This window comes from Aliarcobacter vitoriensis, assembly GCF_048320235.1.
Lineage (GTDB): Bacteria > Campylobacterota > Campylobacteria > Campylobacterales > Arcobacteraceae > Aliarcobacter > Aliarcobacter vitoriensis.
Genome location: NZ_CP182882.1, coordinates 404449 through 417144, shown reverse-complemented (window position 1 = coordinate 417144; position 12696 = coordinate 404449). Strand labels below are relative to the sequence as shown.

The 12696-nt window shown below is 29.3% G+C and carries 11 protein-coding genes; 9 read left to right on the top strand and 2 right to left on the bottom strand.

Annotated elements, in window-relative coordinates; translation table 11 throughout:
* Positions 1–110: 110 nt before the first annotated feature.
* From ACNSOS_RS02090 to ACNSOS_RS02080, 3 genes are all read left to right on the top strand, one after another.
* Complete coding sequence (locus tag ACNSOS_RS02090; protein ID WP_418178794.1) at positions 111–296, top strand: hypothetical protein; 186 nt, start codon at positions 111–113, stop codon at positions 294–296.
* A gap of 196 nt (positions 297–492) precedes the next feature.
* Positions 493–4968, top strand: coding sequence for a GLUG motif-containing protein (locus ACNSOS_RS02085; RefSeq protein WP_418185769.1), 4476 nt, complete (start codon positions 493–495; stop codon positions 4966–4968).
* 8 nt (positions 4969–4976) lie between these two features.
* Complete coding sequence (locus ACNSOS_RS02080; RefSeq protein ID WP_418185768.1) at positions 4977–6638, top strand: ShlB/FhaC/HecB family hemolysin secretion/activation protein; 1662 nt, start codon at positions 4977–4979, stop codon at positions 6636–6638.
* 16 nt (positions 6639–6654) lie between these two features.
* On the opposite strand, the gene rpoD is transcribed toward ACNSOS_RS02080, so the two are convergent.
* Positions 6655–8529 carry an RNA polymerase sigma factor RpoD gene (rpoD, locus tag ACNSOS_RS02075; protein WP_418185767.1) on the bottom strand — a complete coding sequence of 625 codons (1875 nt, stop codon included), beginning with the start codon at positions 8527–8529 and terminating at the stop codon, positions 6655–6657.
* A gap of 161 nt (positions 8530–8690) precedes the next feature.
* Between rpoD and ACNSOS_RS02070 the strand changes: the two genes are divergently transcribed.
* Genes ACNSOS_RS02070 through ACNSOS_RS02060 form a run of 3 tightly spaced genes read left to right on the top strand, consistent with a single transcriptional unit; the run spans position 8691 to position 11203 of the window.
* Entirely contained in the window at positions 8691–9191 is a 501-nt protein-coding gene (locus ACNSOS_RS02070) for a 3-isopropylmalate dehydratase small subunit (protein ID WP_418185766.1), read from the top strand.
* Complete coding sequence (leuB, locus tag ACNSOS_RS02065; protein WP_418185765.1) at positions 9191–10258, top strand: 3-isopropylmalate dehydrogenase; 1068 nt, start codon at positions 9191–9193, stop codon at positions 10256–10258. The genes ACNSOS_RS02070 and leuB overlap by 1 nt, the downstream gene beginning before the upstream one ends.
* Positions 10259–10273: 15 nt before the next feature.
* Complete coding sequence (locus ACNSOS_RS02060) at positions 10274–11203, top strand: exopolyphosphatase (RefSeq protein WP_418185764.1); 930 nt, start codon at positions 10274–10276, stop codon at positions 11201–11203.
* 3 nt (positions 11204–11206) lie between these two features.
* On the opposite strand, the gene ACNSOS_RS02055 is transcribed toward ACNSOS_RS02060, so the two are convergent.
* A complete protein-coding gene (locus ACNSOS_RS02055) occupies positions 11207–11569 on the bottom strand; it encodes an HIT family protein (RefSeq protein ID WP_418185763.1) in 363 nt (120 codons plus the stop codon).
* 232 nt (positions 11570–11801) lie between these two features.
* On the opposite strand from ACNSOS_RS02055, the gene rpmJ reads away from it, so the two are divergent.
* From rpmJ to rpsK, 3 genes are read left to right on the top strand one after another with little or no spacing between them, the layout of a single operon-like run.
* Positions 11802–11915: a 50S ribosomal protein L36 gene (gene rpmJ, locus ACNSOS_RS02050; protein ID WP_113893876.1), complete on the top strand. Its 114-nt coding sequence runs from the start codon at positions 11802–11804 to the stop codon at positions 11913–11915.
* 5 nt (positions 11916–11920) lie between these two features.
* Complete coding sequence (rpsM, locus tag ACNSOS_RS02045) at positions 11921–12289, top strand: 30S ribosomal protein S13 (RefSeq protein WP_026804485.1); 369 nt, start codon at positions 11921–11923, stop codon at positions 12287–12289.
* Between the two features lie 10 nt (positions 12290–12299).
* A complete protein-coding gene (gene rpsK, locus ACNSOS_RS02040; RefSeq protein WP_113893875.1) occupies positions 12300–12692 on the top strand; it encodes a 30S ribosomal protein S11 in 393 nt (130 codons plus the stop codon).
* The last annotated feature ends 4 nt before the right edge of the window (positions 12693–12696 follow it).

Below are 12696 nucleotides of genomic sequence, written 5' to 3'. Positions count from 1 at the left end.
ATTGCAAATAAGGGGATTTGCAATTTTATTATATGTGAAATAGAAGAAGAGTTTGAAATAGATGATGAAGATAGTTGGATTAAGATCTAATTATATATTTAGGAGTTGTTTTGGAAGAAATTATTGTTTCAAAAGATGAGCTAATAGAACTATTTGAAATAGAAAAAATTAAAGATACTGGTAAAGGTTGGTATATGGATAGTAATTTTGTAAATATTATTGCCTTACATGAGGTTGAACCTAAGTTTCTCCAAAATATTGCAAATGCTAAATTTTATAAAATAGTAAAAAAGTGAAGTATTTTATGCTATTTTTTAACTCTATTTAAAATTCTAAAAATTTCTTTATTTCTAATATCTCCATTTTATAGCTACTTTAATCAAATCTAACTATAAATTTAAAAATTTATTTTAAAAAAGCAAAAAACATCACACTTCATCACACTCTTTATCTATAATTAAGAAATGTAAATTAAAAATAAAGGAGATAAAGATGTATCAAAATCATGAATATAAAAACCGATTTAGAATACTAAAAGGTGGATTGATTTCACTTGTTGTTGCTTCAAATCTATACTCAGCTCCAAGTGGTGGAACAGTAGTAAGCGGAAATGCAACAATAAACCAAAATGGAAATACAACAAATATAAACCAAAGTAGCCAAAAAGCCTCTATAAATTGGCAAGATTTTAGTATCTCTAAAAATGAAACAGTAAACTTTAATCAACCAAATGCAAACTCAATAACTCTAAACAGAGTAATAGGAAATGAAAAATCTATTATAGATGGAGCATTAAACGCAAATGGACAAGTATGGATACTAAACTCAAATGGTACACTCTTTGGTAAAAATGCAAAAGTAAATACTTCTGGACTTCTTGTAACAACTAAAGAGCTATCAGATGATGACTTTCAAAAAGGTAACTACTCTTTTAAAGGTAACTCAAAAGAGAGTATTGAAAATCAAGGTGATATAAACCTAAACGATAAAGCCTATACAGTGTTTGTTGCAAATAGTGTAATAAACAATGGTGAGATAAAAGTGCATAAAGGAAATGTGCATTTAGTTGGAGCAGATGAGTTCTCTATAACTTTAAATGAAAATCAAAATATCTCACTAAAAGTAACAAAAGGAACACTAAACTCACTTGTTGAAAACAATAACCTAATAGTTGCAAATGGTGGAAATGTATATCTTACAACAAATGCAAAAAATGAACTTCTAAAAGGTGTAGTAAATAATACAGGAATTATAGAAGCTGCTTCTTTAGATGACCTACAAAGTGAAGTAATACTTTTTGCTCACGGTGGAACAGCAAATATAGATGGGGAAATAAAAGCTAAAAACTCATTTGTGGAAACAAGTGGAGAAAACTTATCTGTAAAAGATAGTTTTAAAATCACTGCAAATAAATGGCTACTTGACCCAGTTAATATGACAATTGAAGCAAACGGTGGAAGTGATTTTAATAGTGGAAGTGTAAGTGCAACTGCTATACAAAATGCTTTATCTGGGACAAATCTAGAACTACAAGCAGATAATAATATAACTGTAAATCAAAATATAGTTTGGAGTACAGATAAACAACTAAAATTAACAGCAGATAGTATAAATGTAAATGCAACAATAAATAATACAAACTCTACAAACGGTGGAGTATATTTTCAAGCAGCCAATACAACAGATAAAGTAGTATTTGATACAAATGGAAAAGTAATTGTAAATAATATAAATCAAATGCAATGGATAGAAACAGCACTAAATGGAAAATATGAACTAGGAAGTAATATAGATGCAGGTGCTACAAAAACAGATACAGCAAAATGGGGAACAACTGGATTTAATCCAATAGGGAATGCTACAAATATTTTTAAAGGAACATTTGATGGCAAAGGTTTTACTATTTCAGATTTATATATAAATAGACCAACTCAAGATTATATTGGACTATTTGGATATACAAATAGTGCAACTATAAAAAATATTGGATTAGAAAATCTGAGTATTACTGGACAAAGTAAGGTAGGAGGATTGGTTGGAGATAATACTTATGGAACAATTTCAAACTCATATGCAAGTGGAACTGTAAGTGGAAATAATTATGTAGGAGGATTGGTTGGAGATAATGTTTATGGAAAAATTTCAAACTCATATGCAAGTGGAACTGTAAGTAGTGGTACTAATTCTTATATAGGCGGATTGGTTGGAGTTAATAGAGGAACAATTGAAAACTCATATGCAAGTGGAACTGTAAAAGGTGGTGTTACTAATATGGGTGGATTGGTAGGATACAATAGTTCTGGAACAATTACAAACTCTTTTTATGATAAAGAAACGAATATAAACTCTATGGATGATAGTGTTTATGGAAAAACAAAAGCAGAAATTGCAACTGCTTTAAAAAGTGCAAGTAGTGAATGGGAAACTGATTTATCAAAAGGTAGAGGGTATGGTACAAGTGGAACTACAGATTTACCATTTTTAAAAAATGTTACAAAACTTTTAAACAGATTATTTGAAGATGGTCATGGAACAGCATTAAACCCATATACAATTACAAACTGGACACAGTTGCAAAATATTAATAACTCAAATATACTAACTAAAAATTACTATTTTAATCTTTTAAATAATCTAAACTCTTCAAGTAGTGGATATATGGGAAATAGTGGAGAAGGATGGAATCCAATAGGAAATTTTCCAAATATTTTCGTAGGAACATTTGATGGTAAAGGTTTTACTATTTCAGATTTATATATAAATAGACCAACTCAAGATTATATTGGGTTGTTTGGATATATAAATAATAGTGCAACTATAAAAAATATTGGATTAGAAAATCTGAATATTAGGGGAAATAATATTGTAGGTGGATTGGTTGGGGGTAATTTTGCTTCTGGAACAATTGAAAACTCATATGCAAGTGGAACTGTAAGTGGAAATAATATTGTAGGTGGATTGGTTGGGGGTAATTTTGCTTTTGGAAAAATTTCAAACTCATATGCAAGTGGAACTGTACTTGGTAATGGTGATTTTTCTTATGTAGGCGGTTTTGTTGGACAAAATATTGGAATAATTTCAAACTCATATGCAAGTGGAATAGTAGTTAGTGAAAGTTCTTTCGCAGGAGGATTGATTGGATGGAATAATGGTGGAATCATTACAAACTCATATTATGATAAAGAAACAAATCAAGCTGATATGCGAGATAAAACTTATCATGGAAAAACAAAAGCAGAAATTTTATTTTCATTTTCAAATATTAGTGGCTGGGGAACAACTGGAGGTGGAGCCAGTGTAAGTGGATATGAAGTAGTTCTTCTTCCTTATTTACTAGGTGTTACAAAAGATGAATATAAATCTAAATCTATACTATTTAATGGTGGTTTTGGAACAGAAGCAAATCCATATACAATTACAAACTGGACACAGTTGCAAAATATTAATAACTCAAATATTGTAAGTAGTAGTTACTACTTTAATCTTTTAAATAATCTAAACTCTTTAAGTAGTGGATATATTGGAGATGGAGAAGGATGGAATCCAATAATAGGTTCGAATGGATTTATAGGAACATTTGATGGCTTAGGACATACTATTTCAGATTTATATATAAATAGACCTACACAAGATTTTATTGGACTATTCGGCTATACAGAAAAAGCAACTATAAAAAATATTGGCTTAGAAAATCTGAGTATTAGTGGAAAAAATTATGTAGGTGGATTGGTTGGAGACAAGAACTCTGGAAAAATCTTAAACTCATATGCAAGTGGAACTGTAATTGGTAATGGTATTTTTTCTACTGTAGGTGGATTGGTTGGATGGAATAATGGTGGAACAATCTCAAACTCATATGCAAGTGGAACTGTATTTGGTAATGGTAATTCCTCTACTGTAGGCGGTTTGGTTGGATGGAATGGTGGAAGCATAGAAAACTCATATGCTCTTGGTTCAGTGGGTGACAGTGGAGGTGATTCTAATGTAGGCGGATTGGTTGGAGACAAGTCATCTGGAACAATTTCAAAATCTTTTTATGATAAAACTAAATATAGTGGAGATGGTGTAGGAGCTGGTTCACAAACTGGAGTTGCAGGACTATCAACAGAAGAGATGAAACACGGAACTGTATATAAAACTGCTGGTTGGGATATAGTTGCAGATAGCACTTTGGTAGAAGGAACTCCAGTTATAAAATTTGATAGTGTAAATAATAAATATGTTTGGGCTATTGCTCCAAAAACTTTTACTGCAAATTTAGGAAATCAATCAACTAATTACAATGGTTTACTTCAAAATTTAAGTTCTATCTACACTTCACAAGCTATCTTTGGTAAAGCTGGAGTAAATTTCAAATTTGTAGATGTTGATAATAATGATATAACAGCATATAAAAATGCAGGAACATATTCTAATATAGGTGTTGTTTTAACTGGAACAGATGAATTTACATTTGCAGTAGTTGGTAAAAAAGGAACTTTGACTATAAATAAAGCCAATCTAACAGTAACTGCTAATGATAAAAGTAAAAAACAAGGGGAAAATAATCCAAGTTTAACCTATGTAGCAAATGGATTAATAGGAGATGATACTCTAAGTGGGAATTTATATACAAATGCTACACAAAATAGTGAAGTAGGGAGTTATGATATAGAAAAAGGTAGTTTGGATAACCCAAATTATGAGATAGATTTTAAAAAGGGTAAATTAATAGTTGAGGCTAAGCCTGAAACTCCAAAACCAGTTGAACCAACTAGAGTGCAAGATGTAGTAGATAGTATATCTCATCAGATTGCACAAACTATACAAGTAGAGTCTCAAATAGATAATCAAATATTAAATATAAATCAGAATACTCAAACTGTAAGCTTTAATAAAAGATATGGTGTAGAGATTATAAATGGTGGGATAAATGCTCCAACAAAAGAAGAAGAAGCTAGAAACTTCCAAAATATGATAAATAAGTAGGAAAAAAGATGATAAAACTAAATCAAATAATAATTCTTTCAGTGTTAAGCTCTAGCTTACTTTTAGGAGCAAATGTACCAAATAGCTCAAGTATAGAAAGAGAGATACAAGCCCCAAAAGATATTCCTATGAAACTAAAAGATATTGTAAAAATAGAGGGTGTACAACAAGATAGCTTAAAAGATATTTCAGATAGTAAAACTATTTTAATTAAAGGTTTTAAAATAGAGGGGAATACAAAAATCTCTACAAATGAGATTTTAAACTTTATTAAAGAGTTTGAAAACAAAGATTTGACTTTTACTCAAATTCAAACTTTGTCTTCTATTATCTCTAAACTATATCAAGATAAAGGTTACTTTGTTGCAAGAGCATATTTACCTGCTCAAAACCTTGAACAAAATAAAAATATTTTAAATATCTCTATTTTAGAGGGAAACTATGGTGAGTTTAAAATAACTAATAACTCTTTAGTTAGAAATAGTATAGTTCAAGATATTTTTGATAATACAAAATTCTCTTCTGTTATTGATACAAATGTAATCCAAAAAGCTATGTTGCTTATAAATGATAGAGCAGGTGTTAAAGTATCTAAAGCTGAAATTAGCCCAGGAGCTGATGTTGGAACAAGTAACTTTAATATTGAAACTACTGCAACTCCAAGAGTAGATGGTTATGTAGTTGCTGATAACTTTGGAAGTAGATATACAGGTTTGTATAGAACTCAATCTTTAGTAAATATAAATAGTATTGCAACTTTGGGAGATAAACTGTCAGTTTCAGGACTTGTTTCAAATGGTGCTGATTTGAAAAATGGAAGATTTGCTTATGAAATACCTTTAAATTCTTATGGTTTAAAAGCAGATGTTGCATATACTAGAACAAACTATAATTTAGTTAAAGAGTATAAAGATTTAGATGCAAAAGGTAATGCAAATATATATGAGGCAGGATTAAGCTATCCATTACAAAGAAGTACAAACCAATCATTTTGGTTAAAAGGAAAATATTATCATAAAGAGTTTAATGACTATATAACTGGTAGTAAATATGAAGATAAAACTATAGATTCTTTTGTGGTTTCGCTTGATTTTGAAAAATATTATAGTATTGGAGAGTTCCCATCAAGAATATTTGCAAATCTAAATTTTACAACAGGAGATTTGAGCTCAAAATATAATAATCTAAATAGTGGAAACTATAATAAAGTAGATACTTATATCTCAAATGAGATAGCTTTTTCTGAAATATTTTCACTAAATACAAATCTAATAGCTCAGAAAGTACTAGGAAATAAAAACCTAGATGGAAGTGAAGATTTAAGTTTGGGTGGAGCTTATGGAGTAAAAGTCTATCCTTCTAATGAACAAAGTGCTGAAAATGGATATATGATAAATGTAGAGCTATTTTCAAAACTTCCTAGTATGTCTTTTTATAATCATAAAATAGGAACATTTTATGATATGGGAAATGTATATCAAGAGAAAAATCAAGATATTACATTTCAAAGAAGAACACTTCAAGATGTAGGGTTTGGATACTATGTAAACTATAAAGATTTTTTTGCAAAAGTAAAAGTGGCATGGACCTTAAACTCTGACCCAATTTCAAGTGAAAAAACTTCTCATCAAAATAGTAAGATATTGTTTCAAACTGGATGGGTATTTTAGAACGATTATGTAGAGATTAACTCTCTACATAATTTTTAAGATTTTTACCTACTTTTGGGTGTTTTAATTTTTTAATAGCACTTGATTCAATTTGTCTAACTCTCTCTCTTGTAACTGAAAGTTCTTTTCCAATTTCCTCTAATGTTCTATCACTTGCATCTTCCATCAGACCAAATCTCATTCTGATAACAGCTTGTTCTCTTTCATTTAATTGTCCAAGAATTTGGTCAATTTGACCTTGTAAATCCTCTTTCATAATATTGTCCATTGGAGTTGGAGCTTTTTCATCTGGTACAAAATCTCCAAATTTACCATCATCATCACTTCCAATAGGAGCTTCAAGAGAAACTGGTTCTTTTGTTATTTTAATTACTTGTTTTACTTTATCAACAGGTAATCCAACTTCTTTTGCAATTTCTTCAACATCTGGCTCTTTACCATTTTCTTGAACACCTTTTCTTATTATTTTATTGATTCTATTGATTGTTTCAATCATATGAATAGGTATTCTAATAGTTCTTGCTTGATCAGCTATTGCTCTACTTATTGCTTGTCTTATCCACCAAGTTGCATAAGTTGAGAATTTATAACCTTTTTTATATTCAAACTTATCAACAGCTTTCATAAGTCCGATATTTCCTTCTTGAATTAAATCTAAGAAAGCTAAACCTCTATTTGTGTATCTTTTTGCAATAGATACAACAAGTCTTAAGTTTGATTGAGCCATTCTTGTTTTAGAAGTGTCAGTTATTCTTTTTCCTCTTTTTATTTGTTCTAAAACTGCTTTTAATTCTTCAGGAGTTAAATCAAATCCTCCTTTAGAAGCTTCAGCTGTTTGGAATAATTTTTTGATTTCCATATAAGTTGAAACCATTGTAGCTTCTGGAACCATTGCAGTAATTTGTGCTTTTGATAAATTTACAATATTTTCTAATATCTTTTGGTGATTTTTTTGTAAATTTTCATTAAAAAGTGGTAATTTATACTCTAATCTTTTTAATTCACTATCAAAACCTGATTCAGATTTTAATGATGTTTCCATAGCTTTTACAATTTCAGTTATAAGTTTTGAAGTTGGTCCTAAATCTAATAAAGCTTCTTTTAATAACTTCTTTTTAAAAGAAGTTGCAAGATTGAAAGTCATCATATCTGCTTCATCATCAGATTTAGCTGTTTCTTTTGCTTGAAATTTTAACCACTCTTTTTTAGCTTTTTCAAGTTCTTTAAAAGCTTCTATAATAGTTTGAGCTCTTTTATCTAACTTTCTTTGTTTTGTTCCAGAAGTTTTTTTATCATCATCTTCTGAGTATTCATCATCTTCATACTCATCAGTTTCTAAATCTTCTTCTTCCTCTTCTTCTTCATTGTCATCATCAAAGTTTTTAAATAACTCTTTTACTTTTCTTTCTCTATTAACTAATGGTTCTTTGTATTCTAAAATAAAATCAATCAAATATGGAACGTAGCATATAGCATCAAGGATAATATCCTCTCCAGTTTCAATTTTTTTAGATATTTCAACCTCTTCATCTTTTGTTAAAAGTGGAATTTGTCCCATTTCTCTTAAATACATTCTTACAGGAGAATCTGATCTTGACCATTCCATTAGTTCTTTATTTTTTAATAAGTCAAACTCATCATCTTCATTTTCAATTAGTTTTTCTCTTTGTTCTCTTCTTTTTTTAGCTTCTTCATCATTTAGAAGTTTAGCTTGTTCTTGAGAACTAATAACTGTTACGTTGTATAACTGAATTAATGCTAAAATCTTTTTTATCGTTGCACCTGTTGGTGCTTTTGGAAAGATTTTAATGATTTTTTCGTAAGTTAATACTGAATCTTTATACTCTTTAATTAATTGCTCAATAATTTTGTTTATATCTTTTGCACTCATAGTTTTAGAAAATCCTTCTTTATATTATGAAATAGTCAAACATTATACCCAAATAATTTGAATATCGTATTAAGGATTACTTATTTAAACAAAGTTTACTAAAATATTGGATAAAATTTTTACTTCAATGAATTTAGTGTTTAATAATATAAGGACAAAGTATGAGTAAAATTACAGGTAAAGTTTGGAATTTTGGAGCAAATATTGATACTGACGTTATCATAGCAGCTCGTTATTTGAATAGTTCAGATCCAGAACATTTAGCAAAGTATGTTATGGAAGATGCTGATCCAGATTTTCCAAAAAAATTAAAAAAAGGTGATATTATAGTTGCTGGAGAAAATTTTGGATGTGGTTCAAGTAGAGAACATGCTCCAATAGCTTTAAAAGCCGCTGGAATAGCTGCTGTTGTAGCTCCATCATTTGCTAGAATTTTCTATAGAAATGCTTTTAATATGGGATTACCTATTTTTGAATTACCTGAATCTTTAGAGATAAAAGAGGGTGAAGAGATTAGTATTGATTTAAATAATGGTGAGATTACAAATAATACTACAAAAAAAACTTATAAATTTATAGCAATACCTCCATTTATGCAAGAGTTGATATCAAGTGGTGGTTTAATAAACTATGCAATAGATGAAATGAAAAAGGCAAACTAATGAAAAATTATAATATTTCTATAATAAAAGGTGATGGAATTGGTCCTGAAATTGTAGCTGAAGCTATAAAAGTTTTAGATGCAGCTTCTAAAAAATGTGGATTCTCTTTAGGTTATAAAGAGTATTTAATGGGAGGAATTGCTATTGATACAACTGGTGTTCCTCTTCCTCAAGATACAGTTGATGGTGTTTTAAATAGTGATGCTTGTTTGTTTGGTGCAATTGGTGGAGAAAAATGGGATACTTTACCAAGAGAATTAAGACCAGAAACAGGACTTTTACAATTTAGAGAAAAAATGGGAGTTTATGCAAATTTAAGACCAGCGATAGTTTATGATGAACTAGTAAATGCATCAACACTTAAACCTGAAGTTATAACAGGTTGCGATATTATGGTTGTTCGTGAACTTATTGGTGGTATTTACTTTGGAAAACCTAGAGAGAATGATGGATTTAAAGCATTCAATACTATGGTATATACAAAGCCTGAAATTGAAAGAATTTCAAAAACAGCATTTGAATTAGCTATGAAAAGAGATAAAAGAGTTTGTTCTGTTGATAAAGCAAATGTTTTAGAAGTTTCGCAACTTTGGAGAGATACAGTAAATGAAGTTGCTAAAAACTATCCAGAAGTTGAAGTTTCTCATATGTATGTAGATAATGCTGCAATGCAGTTAGTTAGAAATCCAAAACAATTTGATGTAATAGTTACAGGAAATATCTTTGGAGATATTTTAAGTGATACTGCTTCTATGGTTGTTGGTTCTATTGGACTTTTACCTTCAGCTTCTACAGGAGATAAAACAGCTATTTATGAGCCAATTCATGGTTCAGCACCAGATATTGCAGGACTTGGAATTGCAAATCCATTAGCCACAATTTTAAGTGCTTCAATGATGCTAAGATATTCTCTAAATGAAGAAAAAGCTGCAAATTTGATAGAAGATACAATAAAAATTGTACTAAAAGATGGATATAGAACAAAAGATTTAGCGTCATATGATGCAAAAGAAGTTTTAAATTGTAGTGCAATGGGTGATAAAATAGTAGAGTACATAAATAGATAATTTTAGGAAAATTATATGAGTGATAAAAAGTATAGATTAGTTACTAGAAGCGATATGGATGGACTTGTTTGTGGGACATTATTAAAATATCTTGACATTATTGATGAAATTACATTTGTTCACCCTAAAGATATGCAAGATGGTAAAATTGAGATAACTTCAAATGATATAACAACAAATCTTCCTTATGTTGAAGGTGTTTATTTGGCTTTTGATCACCATTTTAGTGAAACATTAAGAAATGAGAAAAAAGATAATCATATCATAGATCCAAATGCAGCAAGTGCTGCACAAGTTGTTTATGACTATTATGATGGAGATGAGATATTTCCAGGATATTTTACTGGTATGATGTTAGGAGCAAATAAGGCTGATAGTGCAGATTTTACTTATGAAGATATAGTTGAACCTAGAGCTTGGGCGTTACTTAGTTTTTTAATGGATAGTAGAACAGGTTTAGGAAGATTTAGAAATTTTAGGATATCAAACTATCAGCTAATGATGGATTTAATTGATTATTGTTCAAGACATAATATTGATGAAATTTTAGAATTACCTGATGTAAAAGAAAGAGTTGATTTATATTTTCAATATGAAGAGCAGTTTAAAAAGCAACTTAAAAAATGTACTAAAGTTTTTGGAAATCTTTTAATTATTGATTATAGATATGAAGAAATTATATATCCTGGGAATAGATTTATGGTATATACACTTTTCCCTGAACAAAATATTTCTATTCATATATTTTGGGCAAAAGACAAAGAAAAAACAGTTTTTAGTACAGGAAAATCTATTATAAATAAAACATCAAATACAAATATTGGTGAATTAATGCTTAAATATGGTGGCGGTGGACACAAAAAAGCTGGAGCGTGTCAAATATATAATGATAAATCAGAACAGATTTTAGAAGAGCTAATATCAAAAATTAATCAAGATGGATAAGAGTTAAAAATTATTTTTTAACTCTTCATAAAACTTTTCAAAAGATGGTAAATTTAATTTTGACTCTCTTTGTTTTTTACCCCACATTGGTTCAGGAAAAAAAGAATCTTCTTTAAATCTTGCCATAATATGAAAATGTACATGAGGTACATAATTTCCAAATGATACAATATTTATTTTATCTGGGTTAAAGTATTTGATCATAATTTTTTCTATAATATCGAGATATTTCCATATCTCTTCTTTTGTTTGTTTATTACACTGTGAAAACTCTTTTATTTGTTCATTTGTAAATATCTTAAGCCAAGGAATTTCGCTATCTTCAATTTGTATATTTATAAATTCATTTTTAAATATTACTGACATTTATATCCTTATTTTATATATGGAGAATGTTACTATAATTTAAATTAAAGAAGATTTTAATATTCAACGAGCTTTAAGTAATAATTAAATATAATCCAATTCCATTTTTTCAACCATTGAAGAAGTTTTTATAAAATATACTAACTATTTTATAGAGAGTTGGAAAAGTTTTTTAAGAACTTTTCCTGTTGAATAGTGGAAATTTAAACACAAATAAAGAAGGATACAGCTTATGAAAGTAAGAGCTTCAGTGAAAACAATGTGTGATAAATGTAAAGTTATCAAAAGAAGAGGTATCGTAAGAGTTATCTGCGAAAACAAAAAACATAAACAAAGACAAGGATAAGACACATGGCAAGAATCGCGGGTGTTGATTTACCAAACAAAAAAAGAATGGAGTATGCTTTAACATACATCTTTGGAATTGGATTACATAATTCAAGACTTATTTTAAATGCTACTGGAATTGATTTTAATAAAAGAGCATTTGAATTAACAGAAGATGAAGCAGCTTTAATTAGAAAAGAGATCCAAGAAAACTACCTAGTAGAAGGGGATTTAAGAAAAAAAGTTGCTATGGATATTAAATCTTTAATGGACTTAGGTTCATACAGAGGATTAAGACATAGAAAAGGTTTACCTTGTAGAGGGCAAAAGACTAAAACTAATGCTAGAACAAGAAAAGGTAAAAAGAAAACTGTTGGTGCAGCAACTAAATAAGGAATTATAGATGGCAAAAAGAAAAGTTACTAGAAAAAAAATTGTAAGAAAAAACATTGCTGATGGAATAGTTCATATAGCTGCTAGTTTTAATAACACAATGGTTACAGTTACAGATAATGCTGGAAATGCAATTGCATGGTCAAGTGCTGGAAACTTAGGATTTAAAGGTTCTAAAAAATCAACTCCATTTGCTGCACAAGCTGCAGTTGAAGATGCTTTAAACAAAGCTATGGAGCATGGAATTAAAAATGTAGGAATTAAAATTCAAGGACCAGGTTCTGGAAGAGATACTGCTGTTAAATCAGTTGGTTCAATCAACGGAATTAGAGTTACTTGGTTAAAAGATGTTACACCATTACCACATAATGGTTGTAGACCTCCTAAAAGAAGAAGAGTGTAAGGAG